The organism is Trinickia mobilis (genome assembly GCF_017315705.1).
In the GTDB taxonomy this organism is placed as follows: Bacteria; Pseudomonadota; Gammaproteobacteria; order Burkholderiales; family Burkholderiaceae; genus Trinickia_A; species Trinickia_A mobilis.
The window spans coordinates 11,919-33,064 of the sequence record NZ_JAFLRF010000030.1; the positions used below are offsets into that span (position 1 = coordinate 11,919).

Genomic DNA, 21,146 nt, shown 5'->3' on the forward strand with positions numbered 1-21,146 from the left:
GGTTCCAAGCCGTCAACCGCTGATCGGTACTTGCACGATCTGCGAAATATCCGCGTCGCCGTAGCCGGCCTCGACCGCGCGTACCAACCACTGCCGCACCATGCCGGCAAGCGGCAAGGCCGCGCCGGTTTCACGCACCAGCGCTTGAATCGCGTCGAAATCCTTGAGCATCGTGCGGATCGTTCCCGTCGCCTGCGCGGGCGGCGCCAGCATGCGCGGCTGCAGCGTTTGCAGCAGCACCGAGTCGGCCCAGCCGCCCCGCAGCGCTTCGGGGATCCTCGCCGCGTCGATGCCGGCGTGCCGCGCCAGCAGCGTCGCCTCCGCGAGTGCGGCGATGGTGGTGGCGACAATCGTCTGGTTGGCGAGCTTGGTCGCCTGCCCCGCGCCGGTCTCGCCCATGCGGGTCACGCGCGCCGCGTAGCGAGCGGCTACCGGTTCCATCAAGCCAACGGCGTCTTCGTCGCCGCCGGCCATGATCGCCAGCGTGCCGGACACTGCGCCGGCGGTCCCCCCGGACACCGGCGCGTCGACCCACGCTCCGCCGGCCGCCGCGTGCCAGCGCGCCGCCAAGGTCCGCGTCAGCGACGGCGCCACGCTCGAATGGTCGACGATGAGCGGCGCCGCGCCCGCTTTGCCTGCCCCATCCACCAGCCCCTCGGCGCCGAAGACGACTGCATCGACCGCCGTGCCGTCGGTCAGGCACAACACGACGAGGTCCGCCTTTCGCGCCACCTCGGCCGGCGTCGCACAGACCGTGCAGTTCGCTCGACACCCTGCCGCCAGCGCCCGCGCCTTGTCCGGCGACCGGTTCCAGACGCGCAGCGCCACGCCGGCGTCGAGCAGGCGGCGCGCCATCGGTGCGCCCATCAGCCCCAGCCCGCAAAAACCCACCCGCATCGCTTTCATGCCAAGTCCCCCGGCGTGGGCGCCTCGTAGGGCCAGGGGACGCCGCCCGAGTGCGTGACCGCCCCGAGGTGCGCGGGCTGCACCAGCGCCTGATATTTTTCGAGCACGCCGCCCAGGCGCTCGCGCACGAACGGCACGGCAGCGGCGTGGCGGCGCGCCAATTCTTCTTCGGAGAGTTCGACGCGCAAGGTGCCCGCGCGCGCGTCGATGTGAATGCGGTCGCCATCGCGCAGCAAGGCGATCGGCCCGCCCGCAGCTGCTTCCGGGCCGACGTAGCCGATGCACATGCCGCGCGTGGCGCCGGAGAACCGGCCATCGGTCAGCAGCGCCACTTTCTCGCCCATCCCTTGACCGTAGATGGCGGCCGTCACGCTCAGCATCTCGCGCATGCCCGGTCCACCCTTCGGCCCCTCGTTGCGGATCACCAGCACCTCGCCCGGCTCGTACGCGTGCCGTGCCACCACCGCCATGCAGTCCTCCTCGCATTCGAAGATGCGCGCGGTGCCCGAGAACACCAGAGACTTGAGCCCGGCCGTCTTCAGGCACGCGCCGTCCGGTGCGAGGTTGCCCCGCAGGATGACGAGACCGCCGCTGTCGCTCAGCGGTTCGCTGCACGCGCGCACCACCGTTCCGTCCGGGCCGCCGAAGCCGCACAACGCCTCTTCAAGCGATACGCCCTCGAGTGTCGGTACGTCGCCGTGCAGATGGCCGCCCGCCAGCAACGCGTTGAGCACGGCGGGCACGCCGCCGGCATGATGCAGATCCTGCGCGAGATAGCGTCCGCCCGGCTGCAGGTCGCCGATCAGCGGAATCCGCTCGAACACGCGTTGCACGTCGTCGAGCGTGAAGCGCAGGCCCGCTTCGTGGGCAATCGCCGGGATGTGCAGCGCGGCGTTGGTCGAGCCGCCCGTGGCCGCCACCGCCGCACAGGCATTCTCAAGGCTCTTGCGCGTGACCAGATCGCGCGGCAGCGGCCCGCCCGCGTGCAGCATGCGCATGACGGTCTCGCCCGCGCGCCGCGCAATCGCCAGGCGCTCGCTGTAGACCGCCGGCACCATCGCCGAACCGAGCGGCGCGAGACCGAGTGTCTCGGCGACCATCGCCATGGTGTTCGCCGTAAACTGCCCGGGGCAGGCGCCCGCGCCCGGCGTGCATTGCCTCTCGATCGCATCGAGCGTCTCACGCGACATGTCGCCGCGCTGCGTCGTGCCCACCGCCTCGATGGTGGTGAGAATCGTCGACTGCCGCTGCGATGCGGCGTCGCCGGGAATCCGGCCGGGTGCGACACCCGGCAGCATCGCGCCGCCGAACAAGAACACGCCGGGCAGATTGACGCGCACCATCCCCATCAGAATGCCTGGTAGCGACTTGTCGCAACCGGCCACGCCGACGAGCGCGTCATAGCCGTGCGCGCGCACGAACACCTCGACGCTGTCCGCGACGATCTCGCGCGACACCAGACTCATGCGCATGCCGGCATGATTCATCGACGTGCCGTCGGTGACTGAAATCGCCGAACCGCGGATCGGCACGCCGCCGCCGGCGGCCACGCCGAGCCGCACATTGTCCGAAACCTGGTTCAATGACATCGAGCACGGCGAGTTCTCGCCAAACGTGTCGACGATCGCCACGAACGACTTTTGCATGGATGCCTCGTCCATGCCGGTGGCGCGCAGAAACGCGCGGTGCGGCGCCCGCGTCACGCCGTCGACGATGGCGCGCGAACGATGCTTGTGCAAATCGGCCATGATGGGCTTCCTTTGTCTGAATGTCCTGCGGCTACCCGCCGGCGAGCAGCAGGCCGTTTTCCATGGCGATCACCTGACCGGTGATCGCGGGTGCCTGCGCGGCGAGGAACCAGACTAGATCGGCCACTTCGGTGGGCTGCGAGACGCGCCTGAGCGGTGCCGCCTCGGTCATCCGCGCGACGACGCGCTCATACGCCTGCGTGTCGAGAACGTTCTGCAGCAGACCGTCGTCGACCATGCCCGGCGCGATCGCATTCACGCGAATGTGCGGCGCGAGGCTGCGCGCCAGCGACAACGTCAGCGTATTGGCCGCCCCTTTCGATGCCGCGTAGGCGACCGACGAACCCGTCCCATTGAGTCCGGCTAGCGACGAAATGTTGATGACGCTGGAGGCGCGCTCCCGCGTGGCGGTCTCGCGCAACAGAGGCACGGCCGCGCGCGTCATCTGGAACATACCGATCAGGTTGACGCGGTAGACGCGCTCGAACTCCGCGTCGTCGATCTCCGCGAGGTTCGCATGCGGCACGACGCGGGTGGTCCCCGCGCTGTTGATCAGCGCATCGACGCGTCCCCAGTGAGCGGCGACTTCGTCGGCAGCGCGGCGGCAATCGTCGTTCGCGCCGACGTCGGCGTCGAACACGAATGTCGGGGCCCCTTCGGCGCGACACGCGGCCGCGACCGCCGACGCCCCGGCGCGCGTGTCGTCGTTGAAGTTGCCGATCGCGACCGCCCAACCGGCGCGCGCGAAACGCCGCGCGCAAGCTGAACCAATGCCGCTAGCGGCGCCCGTGATCATGCAGACGGGCAGCTCGGAATACGCCATATTGGCTTCCTCTCGGGTTTTCAGTGAAGTCATGGGCGTGGCCCACTCGCCGGGTTCGCGCAGGAGATGCCCGCCACCACGCCGAGCGGCACGTGCCCGGCCGCGTCTCGCGGCGGACCGACTGTGACGGTGGGCGCGGGGGCCGACCAGTGGCCGGTGCAAGAGCTGTCGCTCATGCTTGTCTCCTAATTTACGTGTTGCGAGCCCGATCGTCGGACGGCCGCTGCCTCGTGAAGAGGCTCGCATCACGCTTGTTATACTAATTGGGTAATGCCTGGTAACGGGTGCGCATTGCACAAACAATTGTTTGCAGAGGTTAGCTAGACCCGGCAAAGTACGGCAAATCACTTTTTCGGCGCAAGTTATAACCATTTAGTTATTCCGCTAGAGGGACACATGTCGGCTCCGAGCAGCGGTGCGATTGAACGGTTCTTTCGCAGCGGCTTGAAATTGCCGCACCTGCGCATTCTCGTCAGCTTGGCCGAACTGGGCCAGGTGACGCGCGTGGCTGCCGCCTTTCACGTGACGCAACCCGCCATTTCCAAACAGATCGCGGAAATCGAGGAATCGCTTGGCGTGCAGATTGTCCAGCGCATCGGCAACGCTGTCGAATTGACGGGCATCGGCAGAGTGATCGTCGACCATGGCCGCGCGGTTCTGCGGCAACTCGAGCTTGCCCGGCGCGACGTCAGCGCGCTCGCTGCCGGCACCGGCGGGCACGTGCGCGTGGGCGCGGTCGTGACCATCCCCGAGCCGATCATCGCCAATGCCGTGCGCCTGTTCATGCGGCGCGCACCCGCGGCGTCCTTTTCGTTCATCGAGGCCACGCTCGACCGCCTGATCAGACAGCTCGATGACGGCGAGCTCGACATTGCGTTAGGCCGCAACCATCTGCCCGGCGTGCAGATGCGATTAAGACAGGAAACCCTTCATCGCGAGCCGTTCGTCTTCGTGGTCGGCGCCGGCCACCCCCTGGCCAATCCTGAGCGCGTGGTCTGCTGGGAAGATCTGCGGCAATGCCGTTGGATTGTGCCGCTACGCGGCGCGCCGGCTTTTGCGACGCTCGCGGAAACGTTGAGCGCGCACGATATCGTCCTCGCGGGCGCCGACGTGGAGTCGAGTTCTCTTGCTTTGAACATCGCGCTGATCAAGACCGGGGATTTCGTGTCGATCCTGCCGCTCTCCGTAGCGCGCAGCCATATGGTGCGCGGCACCATGCGCGTGCTGCCGCTGCCGCCGCTGGAGCCGCTCGGCGAAGTCGTCGTCTATTGGCGCACCGATTCGACCGCGCCGGCCACGTCGCTGTTCAACGAATGCCTGCGGGAGGCGTCGGCGGAGCCATATGACGAGCCATTCCCGGGAGCTGGATAGACCACGCAAAACGCCCAACCATGGCGGTTGGCTGTTTGCGTTGTGACGGCTTTCCCGGCGCGCGGAGGCCATCACACGATCGCGCTGCATAGACCTATCTCACGCAAAAACGATCGAGGCTTTCGATCGCTTCGTCGAGTGGCGATATAGGCGTGGAGACGGCGCGTCGTTGGACCGGCGAGAGTATCGCGGCCTCATGCCTCGCACGAAGTTGATCCTTACGCAGAAGGGCGGACCGTTTGAGCCAAGCGTAAAGCATCGCGTCAGCTTTGACGGCAGCCCCGTGGAGTATTTAGCGGCCGATAGTCTCCAGAGCTACGTGACGAGCCTGTACCGAGCCGCTGGCCTTGGCGCCGGTTGCAGTAGTCACTCTGGTCGTCGGACGTTGGTGCCGCCGCACGTCGCGGGGTGGGGTGCCGTCATCGGTGCCGGCCAATCCAGCCCTTGCGGACTTCGTGGGAAATCCCATATCATCTCTGAAACAACAATTCGATATAGTATGAATTGATGGAGTATGATTAGCGATAAAATCATATGAGTCAAGCGCGCGTTGTTTCGATCGAGATTGCTGATGTCATGTTGGTGACTGGGTGGGGCGTGTGCCGAAGCGCATTACCGGCGTTCACGCATTCACCTGGCGGTCGACAAGCCGTGGCGCACCTGGGGCGCTTCGTGCAGGCAACGCTTCAGATCGGCAATTGCGATGGACCGGATCATCAACAAGGAGACGATTCACCATGACGTTTGCGCAAACACCTACCGCAGCAAGCGAGTTTGTTTCAAAGGTTAATGAAACGATTGATTCGATGGACGAACAGGGGTTCGCTCACTTTCTGACGGAAAACTGTACCTTCGTCTATGCGAACAGCGAGCCTGTCATCGGTCGCGCAAACGCTGCTGCTGCTTCACAGAATTTCCTGAAGCAGCTCGCGGGCATCAAGCATCACATCCTCAACGTATGGGCGTTCGAGGATGTCGTCGTTTCGCAACTATCCGTGACTTACACACGCAAGGACGGTTCGACAGTGACGATTCCGGCCGTGACGATCTGGAAGTTGCAGGACATGTTGATCGATGAATGCCGCATCTACGTCGATATCTCTCCGCTGTTCGAGCGTTGATCATCAGGAAACAAAGCTATGAGCCGCGATCTTGAAGGCAAGACCGTCATCGTCACTGGTGGTGGTTCGGGTATCGGGCGTGCGGCGGCGCTGGCGTGCTCAGTGGCGGGGGCACTGCCGGCGGGCGAGTCTGGAAACTGACGCGCCGCGCTTTCCAGGGGGGGCTGCGGCACGGGCTAAAGGCGGAGGGCGTCCGCCTGCCATCCATAGAGGCCATGCAAATACTGCTGTATCATTTCCTTTTGGCCGAATCAATTTGCACGGATAGGACCGACCGATGGCCCGGTCCCATGCCAAGGAATGAGTGAATGCCCAAACCCAATTCGTCTGCAGCCAAGGCAGCCACTACCGCTCCGAAGTTAGTCGAGGCAACAGCGCAGAGGCTTTCCGATGTATTCGATGATCGCGGCAGAACCGTTCCGTGGATCGCGCGAACCCTACACCGACTCTACGATGCACAGGGGCAGAAGCTCCTCGACAGGGAGAGCATTCCGATTTCGTATTGGTACTACCTTCGCGTGCTGGCCGAACGCGGCGAGATCAATCAACTCGAGCTCAGTAAGCGCGTGGGCATCGCGTCGACGACCGCGGTACCCGCGCTCGACTATCTGGAAAAGCGCGGCCTGGTGAAAAGGGTGCGCGATCCAAACGACAGGCGAAAGTATTTCGTCCAGCTACAGGATGAAGGCCGGCGCCTCGTCGACGAAATGCTTCCCGATCTTACTGACATGATTTCGGCGTCACTCGACGGAATCTCGCAGAAGGACATGCGCGTCTTCTGGAAGGTCATGCACCAGATCGAAACCAACCTGATGCAGATGGCCCAGGGCGACACGGTCGTCGACTGACTGATCGCGAGCGTCGACGACTGAGTCCGTTCGTGCTCGCGACCTTGCGCGTTCACCTATCAGGCTTGATCGATATTCTGAGCCGTCGAAGAAGCGGCCACGGAAGCAAGAACGACCTGTGACTGACCACTACGCTTTGCCAGCGCCATAGCCGCCAGGTAACCAAACGTGATCGCCGGTCCCAGCGTGATGCCTGCGCCGATGTAGTGACCGCCAACAGGCGAGTTCATGTCGTTGCCGCATGCAAAGATGCCGGGAATCGGACGGTCGTTGCTGTCCAGGACTTCGCCGTTGGGGCCCGTCACGAGACCGCGGCTGGTGCCGAAGTCTCCCGGCATCAGCTTGACTGCATAGAACGGCCCGTGCTTGATGGGGCCGAGGCAGGGATTCGGCGCGTGAGACGGATCGCCCTTGTAGGTGTTATAGGCCGATGAGCCCTTGCCGAAATCCTCGTCGACGCCAGTTTGCGCGAAGTGGTTGTTGCGTGAGACGCTGCGCTCGAGTCCGGCGGCATCGATGCCTGCCTTGGCGGCGAGCTCCGCGAGTGTCTCGCCGCTATAGAGATAGCCCGACTCCTCATAGCGACGCAGCGACATGCCCGGCAGGATGACGCCAATGCCGTACTTCTTCACGGCTGCTGCGTCGACGACCAGAAACGCGGGGATTGCGCCGGCGTCGAACATCCCCTGAGTGAAGGCGTGATACGACGCGGCTTCATTGGTGAAGCGGTTGCCTTCCTTGTTCACGGCAATGAAACCCGGCTTGGGCCGATCGAGCATGAAGTGGCCCCACAGCGTATTGCCTTTTTCGTTCTTGTATTGCGAGATCGGCACGTAGTAGCCCGTGTCGCGCGCGTTGTGATCGAGCCGGCCGCCGACTGAAAGGCCGAGTCGAATGCCTTCACCCACGTTGCTCGGCAAGCCGAGGCCGAGTTCGACCGTCGGCTGACGGGAATGCTCGCGTCGCATTTCGAGGTTACCGCTGTAGCCGCCGGTCGCGATAACGACACCGCGGTGTGCGCGTATGCGAGACGTGCGGCCATCGCGCGTGACTTCGGCACCGATCACGGCACCATTGTTGGTGATGAGCCGCGTTGCGTGAGCGCCTCGCCAAACCGGAATCTGCTCATCGAGGATCGTCTTGTACAGGCGCGCGATGAGTGCATTGCCGCCCACGAGGCGGGTGCCGCGATGATAGCTCAGGCGGTCTTTGCCGTAGCGCAGGAAGCGCTTCACGACATGCGCGAACGACTTGAACGAGCGCGTGAACGACAAGAAGTGATTCAAGTCCAGAAGGTCGAGCATCATGCCGCCAAATGGCGCGAATGCCGGCAGCGGTGCCCGCAGGTCCTTGAAGTGCGCACCGAGTTCACGCCCGTCGAACTCGAGCGGGGCGTGAGCCCGTCCGAACATGCCGCCATTGGACTCCGGATAATAGTCTGGATAATGGACCGCCATGACCTTGAGTTCGGAATGGCGGACCAGGTAGTCGAGTGCAACCCGGCCCTGGGTGATGTAGCTTTCCTGGAGCGGGCTACCCACGGTGGTGCCAACCGTTGCCGCAAAGTATCGACGCGCTTTCTCGAAGGAATCCTGGAAGCCCGCCTCCTGCATCGGTGCGCTATCGACAAACCACATCATGCCGACCGACCAGGCGGAGGTGCCGCCGACCTGATCCGTCTTTTCGAGCAGGAGCGGCTTGAGTCCTTCGTTCTTCGACACAATGGCCGCCGACATGCCGCCTGCACCCGCCCCAAGAATAATGACATCGACCTCGAGATCCCAGCTTGCCGTCGTATCAGTACTCATAGCGCTTGTCCTGTTTGAGAAGTCCGGGAAGGTAAGTCGGGAATGGCAGCTCTGACTCGCAAAAATTCCAGTTGCCCCTGCGTGGTTCCGGCCAGCGGAGAGCTTGCACATCCGTTTTGCACATGCTGTATGATCATCACGAAACGGATTATCTTCAAAGAGATAATGCCATATAACATCGATTTATATGGGATGATGTGTTCTGGGGTAAACAAAGTCAAGAGATCCAGGGAATTCCCTGCATCGAGAGCATGACGCTTGCCGCCCGGCACGTACGTTGACGGCGGTGTGAACCCAGTTGAGGAATGGCCAATGTCAAAGTCGAGTTCGAATGAAGTGGACGAAGCGCTCGAGGGGCCGGAAGCGGCGGCCGGTCGCCGCACAGTCGTTTTTGACGACCGCGGCCGAACCGTGCCATGGATGGCACGCACGCTGTACCGCCTCTATGAGAACCAAGCCCAGAAGGTGCTGGACAAGGAGGGGGTTTCGGCTGCGCACTGGTTCTATCTTCGGGTTCTGGCCGAACGTGGCGAGATGAACCAGCTCGAACTCAGCAAGCGGGTCGGCATTGCGTCGACCACGGCCGTACCAGCGCTCGACAGCATGGAAAAGCGCAAACTCGTGCAACGCACGCGCGACCCCATGGACAGAAGAAAATACTACGTCAGCCTGCAGGATGAAGGACGACGCGTTGTCGACGCATTGCTGCCCGAGCTCACCGAGATGATTGCGGCTTCGCTCGAAGGCGTCTCGGCGAAAGACCTCCGGGTGTTCTGGAAAGTCATGCACCAGATCGAAGCCAACCTGACTCTGATGTCTCAGGGCGATTCCGCGATCGACTAGCCGCCGGCCGGTCACTGGCACGACGACGATGGTGGGGGGGCGTTGCTGACCGGTGTGCGCAGAACACCGGCGCGCGGTCGCGCTCACACGACGCGCATGGTCGGGCGGTCCCGGCCCGGCGGGAAAATACACCAGAGTCCGTCCCTGTGGCCAAAGAAGAACATGGCTGCGGTTCCGGCGGCCGTGCATGCTTCGACGCACACGTAACACTGCCGCCTCGCACGCTGGTTCTTGAATTCGACCACATGCACCGTGCCCATCGAGGTGGGAGCAAGCCAGTGCTCCACCGTCGAGCGCAACGACTTTCCTGCGCTAGCCATTCTCTTCTCCTTACCACGCTCGCCTTGATCGCGTGACGACAACCAGCTGACCGGCCTCGCTCACCAAAAGGACGTTCGCGTCCGCCGTGAGGCCAGTCGGGACCCTGACCTGCTACCTGCTTGCAGCGCTCCGCTCCTAGCCCCGGCCGACTATGGGCAGGATGGGGCGCTGCATACTCATATCTACGCGCTTCAATTACGTGTGCGGCGCATACGAGAGCCGCACACGCTTGCTACTTGCTCACCTTGATCCGTTTGCCCGTTTGACTCGACTGCTCGATTGCGTGGAGCACTTCGTGAAGCGCGCGTGCGTGATCGAAGCTGGGCGCCGTGCGGGTGCCATGGCGCAGGTCATCGGCCATCAACCGGTAAACGCCGGCGACATTGCGCGCTGCAACGGCATCCCCGGCGTCGATCGGGAACGGATCCGGGATGTCGAGCTCCTCGTAGCCGTCCTGGCCTTTGCGTCCGAACTCGACGCGCAAGGGCGAGATGTTGATCGCCGGGACGTATTCATTCCTCGCGGTGACGCGCAGATCGCCCTCGCTTCCGTTGATCTCCCATAGCAGCTTCGTCCCGCGCGGCATGCCACCGCGGAGTTGCAACGACAGCGGCGCCCCGGAGGACAGAATCGCGTTCGCCATGAGATGGTCGGGCGTTTTCATCTCGACGGTTTCGCCCGTCTCGATGACGCGCACGGTTTGCCTGCGTTGCGAGAGTACCGCGCCGATCTGTTCGATATTGCCGAGGACGGCATCGATCGCCGCAATCGCGTGCCCCCCGATCACGGAAAGCAGTGTGGCGCCGTTCCGGTTGTCCATGGCGTAGGCGTCACCCTGCAGGACGTCGTCGCCCCAGCTGAAACCCGAACCGACGTACGTCGAAGACAGGACATTGCCGATCTTGCCGTCCGCGACGAGCTTGCGCATGAACTGCACTTCGGGGGAGGCGATTGCCTGCGCGCCCACGACGGCCAATGCCTTTTTCTCGCGCGCGAGTTCGGCAAGCGCGATGGTTTCTTCGAGCCCGTTGCCGAGCGGCCATTCGCTGTAGACGCTCTTGCCCGCCTGCAGGGCCGCCGTGACGACTTCCTTGTGGTGCTGAACCTTGACGGTGACGACGACGATGTCGATGTCCGGCGATGCGGCCAGCGCAGCGGCACTTTCGAATGCCCGCGGGATGTCGAACGCGGCGGCCGCGGCCTGCGCGCTCGCGTGGCTCGTATTCGCCACGCCGGCGAGCTCGAAGACGTCGGACAAGGCCAGCAAGGCCGGCATGTGGGCTGTCGCCGCCCAACCGCGTTCCGGGCTCAGGCCGACGATACCGACACGATATTTTCTTTCCATGGCTTCCTCTAACCTTTAGGTAACTGCCGTAACCACGAGCGCCCGATCTCAAAGGTTGGCCCTCTGGAGTCGGCCACCGGCACCGGCCGCTCCCGTCATACGATCTGGTATTTGTACGACGAGTCTTCCTTGTCACGGCGCCCGACAGTGAAATTTTCGAGCGGTGCCAGATCTTCGGGAACCGGGTCCGATCGCTGGGAGTCGAGCACGACCACCCGATCGGCAATGCGCCATTCACCGTTTCGCCGCTCCATGCGGTCCACGTAGCGAATGTTCACCACCCAATCCATCGCGGGCTTGTCGCCGTTGGGTTTCGTGCGGTGGATTGCCTGCGCATAGTGTTCCGCAAACGCCACATCGCCGCGGACCTCGACATACTGATTGCCGGTGAAGTGCTGCGTCGATTCGAAGGTCGGCAACAACTCGGCTGCCCAGTCGATGAAACCTTCGATACTTCCGTTGTACGCGCCGTGCCTGTCGACCGCATCCGGGTGATAGCACGAGCGCACGAGATCCCAGTCCATCCGATCGATGCCGCGGCAATAGCGGATATGAACGCGGCGAATCTCCGCTTCATCCAGTAGCTGCTGAAGTTTCGCTTCCAACTTCGGTCTCCTTGATTGAATCGTCGCGGCTGAAGCAAATCGATGCCACGCCGCTGGTGGGGAGTGGATTAAAACCGATCGCGAGCGCAATCCACTTGCGAATCCGGAACGTGACCTGACGACAGGCGGAGCGGGCTTCGTCTGCGCTGATCTGCGCATCCGATCGCCCACTCCCGCAGCGCCTGCGCCGCTGCCCGCTTGCGCGGCATGGCTGCGCGAACCGTTTTAAGTGCGGGCCGGCTTGCCGACCAGCGCCCGGTACTCATTGGCCGAGGCTGGCTTGCGTCCGAGCAGGCCGGCGATGTCGCGCGCCATGTTGAACATCTCCAGATTGTCCTTGAGGCGCTCGTCGCTGTTCGGATACTTCCACGGCGTATCTTCGGTGCCGATCCGGATATGCAGGCCCATCATCGTGGCGAGGGTCGTCATATAGAGCGTCGCGCGACCGGCCGCACAGACGCTGATGACCGACGTCGGATCGATCTGGCGGATCTGGTCGACCATCAGGAACATGTGGTGCGTCATGTCCTGGGCATTGCTCACCCACGTGCCGGACACCAGCGTGCGGCCGACGTTGAACGGCAGGCCATAGAGAATCAGCCAGTTGTAGGGCTTCTTGAGGATGCCGGTATCGATCAGTTTGCGCTTCGCGAGCTCGATCTCGCCGGAGCTGTGGACGGCCAGTTCCGGCTTGACGCCGGTAGCCTCGAGCTCCGCGATAGCGGGCACCATGAACGCTTCCGGATGACCCGGCGCGCACGGTGCGACTTCGGTCAGACCCGCGCGCGCGGGACTCACGCACTCATCGAATGTCGAGCCGTTGAGGACGTTCAGATTCGGCACGAAGTCGTTGCCAAAGCGCGAGCGCAGCGGCTCGAGAACGGCGGAATATGCCTCAACTGGCGGGATGTCGCGGTCGAGCCGCCGCCCCTTCTCGTCGGTCATGAACGAGAAGTCGATGTGCACGCCGCAGGCGCCGGCTTCGATGACGCTCGACGCCGCATCCACGTACTCCGCGAGCGACGTCGTGCTCTCGAAGCGCCCCGATACGGCGGCATTGATCGCAATCTTTTCCGACACGTCCCATTTGGGTTGCAGCTCGGCGCCGGCAATGAACTGGTACTCCTCCATTTCGCGTTTGGCGGCTTCCCAGAGTGACAACTTTTCGACCATGATGATCCTCGACACAGGTAGTGAATTTAGGTTCGCAAATCTTCCGAACCCACGGCAATCCGGTTGCACTAAGATGATTACGTGCAAGATCGATGTCCATCGAATAATGCTGGGTGGAATTAATAAAGTCAAGGAACCCAGGGAATGCCCTGGTGAATGGCGCGTGAGCGACGGTCCTGTGCCGCCTGTCGGTCACCATTTGTCGAGGAATGAGCGAATGGCCAGGTCCTGGCCAACTTTGATCGATCCACTGGATCACTTTGACGAGCCGGCTGGGGACGCGGCTACTGGCGCTATCGCGAGCGGGGCCTGTCTTTACGACACAAGCCGACAGAAGCGGCCCAGGCGAAACAGGTCAAAAGGTGGATTTGCCGGCGCCGTTTGCTCCGGCGCGACTGTGGACTTCGCCCGCAGGCACCGAGAACGTCGTGTTCTCAGGTGCCCGCACGCCTGGAAAGGTCTTCGCGACCCAATCGATTTGTAGAACTGAGTCCTGTTTGTTCGTGACTCGTCTTCAGCTATCAATGCTCGAACACGGCCTTCAGCTTTTCCGGCGGGAGCGCGGAGGTGAGGTCGGCATCAGGCGGAGCGGACGGATCGCACTTCGGATAGAGGCCCTTGGTACTGTCCGCGTAGGCAAAGGGAAGAATCGACGGCGATTCCTTATCTGCCGTTCCCTGATAGGCCGCTACACCCTGGCGCACGGCAAAGCGCACGTAAGTCGTCGTGCCGTCGAGCGTGTAATAGGGATAGGGCTTGCCCGACTGCTTCGCCGCGAGAAAATGGCAGTTCACCTGGTTGTCGCTTGCAATCGTCGCGATGGCGGGGACCGGAAGGTGCGCCTGCTCGAATGCCTTTACGGCGGCCAGCGCGGTTTCGCCGCCGTCCGTCACGATGGCGTCAATCTTCGGATACTGCGCGATGAGACCGACCGTGGCCTTCTGGGCGTCGACGGGATTCCAGTTCGTCACGATGTACTGCTGGTTGAGCAACTTCAGCTCCGGATATTTCTTGAGTCCCTCTCTCAGACCATCCATGAAGTTTTGGGAGGTGGTCGCTCCGGGCGATCCCCCCATGAACACGACATTTCCCTTCTTGACTGTCGTTCCGAGCCAGTCGGCCCACAGGACACCGATCTGCTTCGTGTCGCCCACCACGTTGACGACGTAGTCACGGCCAGGTGTGCCAGCCATCTGAGCCGAGTACGGGACGACCGCGACGCCCGCCTTCATGGCCGCCCGCATGGCGGGAAGCTGCACCGCGCCGAAGTCGGGAAGCAGAATGAGGACGTTGATGCCCTGCGCGACCATGCTGTTGATGTCGGAATTCGCCTTCTGCGGATCGCCGTTGGCATTGCTGTAGATGACCCGCGTGACGTTCTTGCAGCGACTGAGCTCGTCCTTGACTTCCGCGAGTCCGGTCTTGCGCCACGTATTGCCGCCGTAGCCGTCCGACACGCCGACGATCATCGGTTTCGTGCCGCACAACGGCGTGATGTCGCCTTGATGGTTCGTGATGGAATCTTGCGCCGCGTGAACGGCGGTACAGGTGAAACCCGCGGAAAGAAGCAGGCTGGCGCATATTTGCATAGCCGAGACGAGCATCTTCGCTCGCCGGTATCGAAGATCGCGCCAGTTCTTGAGGCCGCATTGATGAGCGGTCGCAATCTCTTGCGCAAAGAACGGACTTTGCAGCTTTTGCACTGCAGCTTGCGATACGCGAAGCTTGAAGAACATGGTGATCCTCGCCGTGGATGGTGGATGAGTAATGGACAGGGGCCGATCAGGAAAATGGAGCTTTCCTGCAGCGGCATTGTCACGCGATCCTAAGTGAAACAATGCGTTGCAAGATCAATTTATATAGAATAATGGGTTTCGGAATGAGTGAAGTCAAGGCCCCTAGGGAAAGTCCCTGGCGAGGGGGCAGTGAACGCGCCGGGGGCGGCCGAATGCGCTTCGCGTGCAAGGGTAAGGAAGGGGCGGGAGCTGCGCAGCTGTCCGCAGGCTGAAAATGAGAGGGGGGAGGCGGGATCAAGATGATTCGCTTCCCCAGGCGCGCCTATTGCGGTGCCTGGGCCGGCGAGCTCATTTGGGGTCGACTGACGCATTCGCGCGGCGTTCACCGATTTCCTGCGTCAAGGCGCCGAGTTCGTCGCCCCCGTACTTCAATCGCGTTGTTGTCAGGGCACCCGGCTGGCCTGCGACACGAACTTGGTGACGAGGTAGCCATCGAACGTCTCAATGCCTCCTTCACTGCCCATACCGCTCTCCTTCACACCGCCCAACGGCGTTTCGGCCAGCGCCAGGCCGGAATGGTTGATGCCAACCATTCCGGCTTCGATACGGCCAGCAACGTATTCGGCGGTCGCGATCGAATTGGTGAACACATAGGAAGCCAGGCCGTATGGCAGCGCGTTGGCACGTGCCAATGCCTCTTCAGTGGTACTGAATTTTGTGATTGGCACAACGGGGCCGAACGGTTCCTCGACCATCAGGCGCGCGTCGTCGGGCACGCCGGTGAGGATGGTAGGGGGGAAGAAGCAACCTGTTTCAGACAGACGACTGCCGCCACACACCAGCGATGCCCCGCGCTCCCGCGCGTCCGTCACCAGGGACAGCATTGCGTCCACGCGTCGCTCGTGGGCCAGCGGCCCCATCTGGGTCTGCGGATCGAGGCCGTCTCCGACCCGTAGCGGTGCGTATTCGGCGGTGAAGGCATCCACGAACCGCTCATAGGCTCTTTCGTGCACGAAGAAGCGGCTCGGTGCCATGCAGACCTGACCGGCATTGCGTGTCTTGGTACGCGCCAGAAAACGCGCGGCCTGTTCCACGTCGGAATCGTCGAACACCAGCACCGGCGAGTGGCCACCCAGTTCCATCGTCATGCGCTTCATCTGCGCGCCGGCCATCGAAGCCAGCTGTTTGCCGACAGTGGCGGAGCCCGTGAACGAAATCTTTCGCACCGCCGGAGCGTTGATCAGATGCGTGGAAACCTCGGACGGCACGCCCCAGACGACGTTCAGGCATCCCGCCGGCAAACCCGCATCGTGAAATATACGCGCCATCGCCACCACTGCGCTTGGCGAATCCTCCGGGCCCTTGAGCACCAGCGTGCAGCCCGCGCCCAAGGCAGCGAGCACCTTGCGTAGCGACAGGTTGAAGGGAAAGTTCCAGGGTGTGAATGCAGCGCAAACACCTATGGGATCACGGGAGACCGTCTGCTGCACGCCCGGCGTGCGCGCCGGGATCACGCGCCCATAAATACGCCGGCACTCCTCAGCATGCCATTCAGCGTGCTCAGCGCAGCTTTGTACTTCCAGAATGGCTTCGGCCAAGGGCTTGCCCTGGTCGAGCGTAATGTTACGGGCGATCTGTGGGGCGCGCTCCCGGATCAACGAGGCGACGCGGCGCAGCAATGCTGAGCGTTCGATCGCCGGTGTGTGTCGCCAGACCTGGAATGCATCCGCCGCTGCGTTCACGGCATCATCCAGATCCTGGGGCGTAGCGTGCGGCAAGCGGGCGAACGCCTTGCCAGTCGCAGGGTTAATCACATCCTGTTCGGGCCGCCCATCGGCGCTCAGGAAACGGCCACCGATGTAGAGGGCAAGTGCTTCGTATTGTGCGGTTGTGGTGTCCATGGCGGTCTGACTCAAAGAAATACACTACCGCCGTCCACGGCGAGGGTTTGGCCGGTGACAAAGCCCGCACCATCACTAACCAGGTAAGCCAGTGCCGCTACGAGGTCGCTTGGCACCTGATCGCGCTGGATACAGCGGCCGGCAGTACGAGCGTTTTCGCCAATACGGTCTTGCAGATCGGTCTGCAGCACGCCATCGCTTAGCGTGAAGCCCGGAGCAATCGCATTGACCGTAATGCTGTCCTTCGCCAGTTCCCGCGCAAGGGCGCGCGTGAAGGCAATGACGGCCCCCTTGCTGGCCACGTAGTGCGCCATATTCACCGGCCCCTTGATTGGCACAGTGGAAGCGATGTTGACCAAGCGCCCCCGACCGCTCTGGCGCAGATGTGGCAACACCGCTTTGGCGCAGTTGAATGGGCCCATCGTGTTGACTTCCATCACCCGCATCCATTCCTGATTGGTGATCTGCTCAAACGGCTTGAGCGTCAGAGTGGTAAACAGTGCGGCGTTATTGACGAGGCCATCGATTCCGCCGAACTCCGAGACTGCTGCGGCCGCCATGTCAGCGGCATCTGCCTCGCTGACAACGTCCGTGCGCACGCCAATGACTTGATGTCCGGACTCACGAAGACGTGCTGCTGCATCGTGCGCGCCACGCAGGTCGGCGATGACGACACGATGCCCCAGCTGTGCAAGGTGTTCGCTGAAAGCGTAGCCAATGCCGCTGGCACCACCAGTGACAATAATGCGCTTGGGTAATTCAGGTTTCATGGTTTCCTTCGCACGTCAGAAGACTTCAGGTGACAATGAGTGGTCTATGTTCCTGTGGGGCGCTTGCCCTGTGGTATGTAGCGCAATATCGGCAAAGGCTGATCGGGTGTCAACGAACCCGGCTCCAATGTCCGGATACCGGACTTTTGTACGAAATTCGAATTTCGCGAGGGTCTATGGCGTCTCATGCGGGCGAGAAAGAATCACGGGAAAACGAACCCGAATACGTGATGGGGCTCGAAAAAGGGCTGTCCATCATCGAAGCATTCGGTATGAAAAGAGGGCCGTTGACCGTGACACAGGCGGCGGAGATAACCGGCCATACAAAGGGTTCGGTACGACGCAGTTTGCTGACGCTGTGCAGGCTGGGCTATGCCGCGCAGAACGGTCACAGTTTTGTCCTGGCACCACGCGCACTGAGGCTGGGCTACGCATATGTAGCCTCTGATCCGTTGACCAAGGTCGCGCAACCTATCCTGGAGATCACCAGCGAACGCACGCAAGAGTCTGCCTCGATCGCTGTGCTGGATTTGCAGGATGCAGTCTTCGTAGCGCGCTCAACGCATCGGCGCAGCCTGTCGAGCGGTTTGGGTGTTGGCTCGCGCTTGCCTGCTTACTGTAGTGCCACAGGGCGCGTTCTGCTGTCGGGGCGGCCGCCGGCCGAGGTGAGATTCATGCTGAACAGAATGGCACGTCCCGCTCTGACGCCTCACACCCTCACTACGACCTCCAGCATCATGAAAGAGATCGAGTTTGTGGGCAGACACGGGTACGCCATCATCGATGAAGAACTGGAGATTGGAATTCGCTCAATCGCCGTTCCGATCCGCAACGCGCGTGGCGAAATGATTGCGGCCATGAGTCTTTCGGTGGCCACAAGCCGCATGACGCGCGAAGGCGTAGTGGAACACCTGCTGCCAGAACTTGAGATCGCACGCCGCCACCTTGCCGCCCTGTTGTAGCGCTCCGCCTGTCCGGCCATGCATCGTCAGCGAGCCTGTGTGGCTCGCAGTCGTGCGGTGAGTGGCGTGCACCATACGTCAGGAAACGCCGGTAGTCGGGCGCACTTCTCGCGGCCGAATACGCGAATCGCCAGCCGGCCTATAGCGAGCGTTGCAGACGCCCGGCGGTTTCACGCAGCGCCGGCAGGAAGCTTTCCCGCAAGGTATCGATGGACACGCGCCCTGAAAATACGCTCACGCTCAGCGCCGCCTCGATCTGGCCGGCGCTGTTCTTCACCGGCACCGCCATCGCCGACATGCCGATTTCCAGCTCTTCGTCGCTGATCGCGTAGCCGTCCTCTGCCGCGCGCCGGATCGCCTTCAGCACCCCCTCGAGATTGGCCACTGTGCGAACGGTGAACCGTTTCATGGGCACGCTTTCGAGGTGCGCGCGCGCCTGCTCTTCAGGCAGGCCGGCGAGCAGCACGCGTCCCGTGGCTGAGCAATAGGCGGGCAGGCGGCCGCCGAGCTTCACGCCCGTCGACACGATACGGACCGCCTCCGCACGTGCGATGAAAACCGCATAACCCTCGTCCAGCACGGCCAGCGAGACGGACTCCTGTAGCTTGTCGCGCGTGCTCGCCAGCAGGGGTTGCGCAATCTGCGGCAGCGACGACGTGCTGAGGTAGGCGCTACCCAGCCGGAGCATGCGCGGCAGCGGCGTGAAGAACTTGCCGTCGTGGGCGAGATAGCCGTGCTCGACGAGCGTCAGCAGGCAGCGCCGCGCTGCGGGGCGGCTCAGGTCAGCCAGATGCGCCGCGTCCGAAACGGTCATGCGCGTGGTGTTCGGACCGAACGCCTCGATGATGGCCAGCCCCTTGGCCAGCCCCCCCATGCCTTCCTTCGCGTGGGCCTGGGTTGTCCCGGCCTCATCCTTGACGGGCGACATAGCGCGCTCCTCTGTATTGACAGGGCTTTTGATGGGTGTCATATTGGGTCGTATATCGAACAATGTCCGATATTCGAACACACCTGGGAGGGGCTGTCAACTGCAGTCCCGCCGAGGCCCCGGTAATCGGCGTTCGGCAAACGCCCTCTACGGAGTCAGCAACTTGAACATCATCCCCATCCAGCCGGCGCGCCGCGCCAGCATCGAGTGGCCCGCCGAGGGCGTCACGCGCGTGCCCTATGTGCTGTTCCAGAGTGACGAAGTCTATGCGGACGAGCAGGAAGCGATATTTCGTGGTCCGAACTGGAGCTATCTGTGCCTCGAAGCGGAGCTGCCGAATCCGGGTGACTTCCGCAGCACGTTCATCGGCGATGCTCCCGTGGTGGTCACGCGCGACACGGACGGCGAGCTCTATGCGTTCGAAAACCGCTGCGCGCATCGCGGCGCGATGGTTTGCCTGGAAAACGCGGGCAACGCGAAGGACTTCAATTGCGTCTACCATGCCTGGACGTACAGCCTGCAGGGCGATCTGCTCGGCGTCGCGTTCCGGGACGGCATCAACGGCCAGGGCGGCATGAAGGAAGACTTCTGTCTCGGCGATCACGGCTTGCGCAAGCTGCGCGTTGCGACGCTGCACGGTTTGGTGTTCGGCAGCTTCTCCGACGACGTGCCGCCGCTCGACGAATACCTTGGCGAGGAGATCGTCGAACGCATTGCGCGCGTGCTCGAAAACCGCACGTCCGTCGTACTCGGCCGCTTCACGCAAATGCTGCCGAACAACTGGAAACTTTATTTCGAGAACATTAAGGATTCCTATCATGCTAGCATCCTGCATCTGTTCTTCACGACTTTCCAGTTGAACAAGCTGTCGCAGCGCGGCGGCATCATCGTCGACCCCAGCGGCGGGCATCACGTCAGTTATTCAGCAGTCGATCACGCGGCTGAAGCGGCGACGCAGACGGCCACGAAGGACTACGCGGCCCAGAACATCCGCTCGGAGAGCGGCCACCGCCTCGAAGATACCTCGGTGCTCGCGGGCACCGACGAGTTCGGCGACGGCATCACCCTGCAGATTCTTTCAGTCTTTCCTGGCTTCGTGCTCCAGCAGATCCAGAACGCCATCGCGGTGCGCCAGATCCTGCCGCGCGGCGCGCGCCGGACCGAACTGAACTGGATCTATCTCGGCTTCGAGGACGATACGCCCGAGTTGCGGGAAATGCGTCTGCGCCAGGCGAACCTCGTGGGCCCGGCCGGGTACGTCTCGATGGAGGACGGCTGCGTAGGTGGCTTCGTGCAGCGCGGCATCGACGGGGCAAGCGATGCACGCTCGGTGATCGAGATGGGCGGCGATGGCACGACCAGCAGCGCGAGCCGCGTGACGGAAGCCTCGATTCGCGGCTTCTGGAAGGCCTACCGTAACGCAATGGGATATTGACGATGACGCAGGACATCCACCAACTGATCGCCCGTGCGCAGGCCGAATACGTGCGCTGCATCGACGACGGCGACCTCGGGCAGTGGCCCGAGTTCTTCACCACGTCGTGCGTCTACAGGGTCACGACCGCCGACAACCATCGCCGCGGCCTCGTGGGCAGCATGATCTACGCGGCCTCGCACGGCATGCTGGTCGACCGGGTCGCGTCGCTGCGCGACGCCAATATCTATGAACGGCACGCCTACCGCCATCTGCTCGGGCAACCGTACGTGATCAGTGACGACGGCACCGAGGCGCGCAGCGAAACCTCGTTCATGGTCGCGCGCATCATGCGCGACGGGACCACTGACCTGTTCGCGACGGGCCGCTATTGCGACGTGTACGTGCGCGACGAGGCAGGCGTGCGGTTGCGCGAGCGGGTCGTCGTGTCCGACAGCTCGCGTATCGACACGTTGCTCGCGTTGCCGCTATGACGCCCGCGAACCTGCCTTCGACCGACATC

Annotated in this window: 21 protein-coding genes; 8 read left to right on the plus strand and 13 right to left on the minus strand. The window is 62.8% G+C overall.

The features are described from left to right. Nucleotides 1–12: 12 nt before the first annotated feature. Genes J3489_RS27860 through J3489_RS27875 form a run of 4 tightly spaced genes read right to left on the minus strand, consistent with a single transcriptional unit; the run spans nt 13 to nt 3,653 of the window. A complete protein-coding gene (locus tag J3489_RS27860; protein ID WP_207003722.1) occupies nt 13–906 on the minus strand; it encodes an NAD(P)-dependent oxidoreductase in 894 nt (297 codons plus the stop codon). Then, the gene (gene ilvD / locus J3489_RS27865; RefSeq protein WP_207003724.1) at nt 903–2,654 is read right to left on the minus strand and encodes a dihydroxy-acid dehydratase; all 1,752 of its coding nucleotides are present in this window, start codon (nt 2,652–2,654) and stop codon (nt 903–905) included. Before ilvD ends, J3489_RS27860 begins: the two co-directional genes overlap by 4 nt. 31 nt (nt 2,655–2,685) lie before the next feature. Continuing rightward, nucleotides 2,686–3,477 (minus strand): SDR family NAD(P)-dependent oxidoreductase, encoded by a 792-nt coding sequence (locus tag J3489_RS27870; protein WP_374193495.1) that lies wholly within the window; start codon nt 3,475–3,477, stop codon nt 2,686–2,688. 29 nt (nt 3,478–3,506) lie between these two features. Continuing rightward, complete coding sequence (locus tag J3489_RS27875; RefSeq protein ID WP_207003726.1) at nt 3,507–3,653, minus strand: hypothetical protein; 147 nt, start codon at nt 3,651–3,653, stop codon at nt 3,507–3,509. Between the two features lie 220 nt (nt 3,654–3,873). Here J3489_RS27875 and J3489_RS27880 point away from each other — a divergent pair, with 220 nt between their 5' ends. The 4 genes from J3489_RS27880 (at nt 3,874) to J3489_RS27895 (ending at nt 6,817) form a co-directional block, all read left to right on the plus strand. Further along, nucleotides 3,874–4,848, plus strand: coding sequence for a LysR family transcriptional regulator (locus J3489_RS27880; protein ID WP_207003728.1), 975 nt, complete (start codon nt 3,874–3,876; stop codon nt 4,846–4,848). 737 nt (nt 4,849–5,585) lie between these two features. Continuing rightward, on the plus strand, nt 5,586–5,969 hold the full coding sequence (locus J3489_RS27885) for a nuclear transport factor 2 family protein (protein WP_207003730.1): 384 nt from the start codon (nt 5,586–5,588) through the stop codon (nt 5,967–5,969). Between the two features lie 18 nt (nt 5,970–5,987). After that, nucleotides 5,988–6,110, plus strand: coding sequence for a hypothetical protein (locus J3489_RS38395; protein WP_255555290.1), 123 nt, complete (start codon nt 5,988–5,990; stop codon nt 6,108–6,110). A gap of 167 nt (nt 6,111–6,277) precedes the next feature. Beyond that, a complete protein-coding gene (locus tag J3489_RS27895) occupies nt 6,278–6,817 on the plus strand; it encodes a MarR family winged helix-turn-helix transcriptional regulator (protein ID WP_207003732.1) in 540 nt (179 codons plus the stop codon). 59 nt (nt 6,818–6,876) lie between these two features. On the opposite strand, the gene J3489_RS27900 is transcribed toward J3489_RS27895, so the two are convergent. Then, nucleotides 6,877–8,625: an FAD-binding protein gene (locus J3489_RS27900; RefSeq protein ID WP_207003734.1), complete on the minus strand. Its 1,749-nt coding sequence runs from the start codon at nt 8,623–8,625 to the stop codon at nt 6,877–6,879. A 312-nt stretch (nt 8,626–8,937) separates the two neighbouring features. Here J3489_RS27900 and J3489_RS27905 point away from each other — a divergent pair, with 312 nt between their 5' ends. Continuing rightward, nucleotides 8,938–9,468, plus strand: coding sequence for a MarR family winged helix-turn-helix transcriptional regulator (locus J3489_RS27905; RefSeq protein WP_207003736.1), 531 nt, complete (start codon nt 8,938–8,940; stop codon nt 9,466–9,468). Nucleotides 9,469–9,551: 83 nt separating this feature from the next. Here J3489_RS27905 and J3489_RS27910 read toward each other — a convergent pair whose 3' ends face one another. The 7 genes from J3489_RS27910 to J3489_RS27940 form a co-directional block, all read right to left on the minus strand. Then, nucleotides 9,552–9,788 (minus strand): hypothetical protein, encoded by a 237-nt coding sequence (locus J3489_RS27910; protein WP_207003738.1) that lies wholly within the window; start codon nt 9,786–9,788, stop codon nt 9,552–9,554. A 233-nt stretch (nt 9,789–10,021) separates the two neighbouring features. After that, on the minus strand, nt 10,022–11,134 hold the full coding sequence (locus tag J3489_RS27915; protein WP_207003740.1) for a Gfo/Idh/MocA family protein: 1,113 nt from the start codon (nt 11,132–11,134) through the stop codon (nt 10,022–10,024). A 95-nt stretch (nt 11,135–11,229) separates the two neighbouring features. Further along, the gene (locus J3489_RS27920) at nt 11,230–11,739 is read right to left on the minus strand and encodes a nuclear transport factor 2 family protein (protein WP_207003742.1); all 510 of its coding nucleotides are present in this window, start codon (nt 11,737–11,739) and stop codon (nt 11,230–11,232) included. 225 nt (nt 11,740–11,964) lie between these two features. Further along, nucleotides 11,965–12,912: a 3-keto-5-aminohexanoate cleavage protein gene (locus J3489_RS27925; protein WP_207003747.1), complete on the minus strand. Its 948-nt coding sequence runs from the start codon at nt 12,910–12,912 to the stop codon at nt 11,965–11,967. A gap of 521 nt (nt 12,913–13,433) precedes the next feature. After that, entirely contained in the window at nt 13,434–14,648 is a 1,215-nt protein-coding gene (locus J3489_RS27930) for a substrate-binding domain-containing protein (protein ID WP_207003748.1), read from the minus strand. A 443-nt stretch (nt 14,649–15,091) separates the two neighbouring features. Beyond that, on the minus strand, nt 15,092–16,549 hold the full coding sequence (locus J3489_RS27935; protein WP_207003749.1) for an NAD-dependent succinate-semialdehyde dehydrogenase: 1,458 nt from the start codon (nt 16,547–16,549) through the stop codon (nt 15,092–15,094). Nucleotides 16,550–16,560: 11 nt separating this feature from the next. Further along, nucleotides 16,561–17,319 carry an SDR family NAD(P)-dependent oxidoreductase gene (locus J3489_RS27940; protein ID WP_207003750.1) on the minus strand — a complete coding sequence of 253 codons (759 nt, stop codon included), beginning with the start codon at nt 17,317–17,319 and terminating at the stop codon, nt 16,561–16,563. 176 nt (nt 17,320–17,495) lie between these two features. On the opposite strand from J3489_RS27940, the gene J3489_RS27945 reads away from it, so the two are divergent. Next, nucleotides 17,496–18,281, plus strand: coding sequence for an IclR family transcriptional regulator domain-containing protein (locus J3489_RS27945; protein WP_242540369.1), 786 nt, complete (start codon nt 17,496–17,498; stop codon nt 18,279–18,281). A 139-nt stretch (nt 18,282–18,420) separates the two neighbouring features. On the opposite strand, the gene J3489_RS27950 is transcribed toward J3489_RS27945, so the two are convergent. After that, the gene (locus J3489_RS27950; protein ID WP_242540370.1) at nt 18,421–19,209 is read right to left on the minus strand and encodes an IclR family transcriptional regulator domain-containing protein; all 789 of its coding nucleotides are present in this window, start codon (nt 19,207–19,209) and stop codon (nt 18,421–18,423) included. Between the two features lie 163 nt (nt 19,210–19,372). Here J3489_RS27950 and J3489_RS27955 point away from each other — a divergent pair, with 163 nt between their 5' ends. Both J3489_RS27955 and J3489_RS27960 read left to right on the plus strand, forming a co-directional pair. After that, entirely contained in the window at nt 19,373–20,644 is a 1,272-nt protein-coding gene (locus tag J3489_RS27955) for an aromatic ring-hydroxylating dioxygenase subunit alpha (RefSeq protein ID WP_242540371.1), read from the plus strand. Between the two features lie 2 nt (nt 20,645–20,646). Beyond that, nucleotides 20,647–21,117 carry an aromatic-ring-hydroxylating dioxygenase subunit beta gene (locus J3489_RS27960; protein ID WP_207003753.1) on the plus strand — a complete coding sequence of 157 codons (471 nt, stop codon included), beginning with the start codon at nt 20,647–20,649 and terminating at the stop codon, nt 21,115–21,117. Nucleotides 21,118–21,146 lie beyond the last annotated feature (29 nt).

What these genes read in the sequence shown, in the direction of transcription:
- J3489_RS27900 (WP_207003734.1), bottom strand. Translation starts at nt 8,625, where the DNA reads ATGAGTACTGATACGACGGCAAGCTGGGATCTCGAGGTCGATGTCATT.
- J3489_RS38395 (WP_255555290.1), top strand. Translation starts at nt 5,988, where the DNA reads ATGAGCCGCGATCTTGAAGGCAAGACCGTCATCGTCACTGGTGGTGGT.
- J3489_RS27895 (WP_207003732.1), top strand. Translation starts at nt 6,278, where the DNA reads ATGCCCAAACCCAATTCGTCTGCAGCCAAGGCAGCCACTACCGCTCCG.
- J3489_RS27875 (WP_207003726.1), bottom strand. Translation starts at nt 3,653, where the DNA reads ATGAGCGACAGCTCTTGCACCGGCCACTGGTCGGCCCCCGCGCCCACC.
- J3489_RS27915 (WP_207003740.1), bottom strand. Translation starts at nt 11,134, where the DNA reads ATGGAAAGAAAATATCGTGTCGGTATCGTCGGCCTGAGCCCGGAACGC.
- J3489_RS27940 (WP_207003750.1), bottom strand. Translation starts at nt 17,319, where the DNA reads ATGAAACCTGAATTACCCAAGCGCATTATTGTCACTGGTGGTGCCAGC.
- J3489_RS27885 (WP_207003730.1), top strand. Translation starts at nt 5,586, where the DNA reads ATGACGTTTGCGCAAACACCTACCGCAGCAAGCGAGTTTGTTTCAAAG.
- ilvD (WP_207003724.1), bottom strand. Translation starts at nt 2,654, where the DNA reads ATGGCCGATTTGCACAAGCATCGTTCGCGCGCCATCGTCGACGGCGTG.
- J3489_RS27930 (WP_207003748.1), bottom strand. Translation starts at nt 14,648, where the DNA reads ATGTTCTTCAAGCTTCGCGTATCGCAAGCTGCAGTGCAAAAGCTGCAA.
- J3489_RS27880 (WP_207003728.1), top strand. Translation starts at nt 3,874, where the DNA reads ATGTCGGCTCCGAGCAGCGGTGCGATTGAACGGTTCTTTCGCAGCGGC.
- J3489_RS27870 (WP_374193495.1), bottom strand. Translation starts at nt 3,477, where the DNA reads ATGGCGTATTCCGAGCTGCCCGTCTGCATGATCACGGGCGCCGCTAGC.
- J3489_RS27910 (WP_207003738.1), bottom strand. Translation starts at nt 9,788, where the DNA reads ATGGCTAGCGCAGGAAAGTCGTTGCGCTCGACGGTGGAGCACTGGCTT.
- J3489_RS27945 (WP_242540369.1), top strand. Translation starts at nt 17,496, where the DNA reads ATGGCGTCTCATGCGGGCGAGAAAGAATCACGGGAAAACGAACCCGAA.
- J3489_RS27935 (WP_207003749.1), bottom strand. Translation starts at nt 16,549, where the DNA reads ATGGACACCACAACCGCACAATACGAAGCACTTGCCCTCTACATCGGT.
- J3489_RS27950 (WP_242540370.1), bottom strand. Translation starts at nt 19,209, where the DNA reads ATGTCGCCCGTCAAGGATGAGGCCGGGACAACCCAGGCCCACGCGAAG.
- J3489_RS27905 (WP_207003736.1), top strand. Translation starts at nt 8,938, where the DNA reads ATGTCAAAGTCGAGTTCGAATGAAGTGGACGAAGCGCTCGAGGGGCCG.
- J3489_RS27925 (WP_207003747.1), bottom strand. Translation starts at nt 12,912, where the DNA reads ATGGTCGAAAAGTTGTCACTCTGGGAAGCCGCCAAACGCGAAATGGAG.
- J3489_RS27860 (WP_207003722.1), bottom strand. Translation starts at nt 906, where the DNA reads ATGAAAGCGATGCGGGTGGGTTTTTGCGGGCTGGGGCTGATGGGCGCA.
- J3489_RS27960 (WP_207003753.1), top strand. Translation starts at nt 20,647, where the DNA reads ATGACGCAGGACATCCACCAACTGATCGCCCGTGCGCAGGCCGAATAC.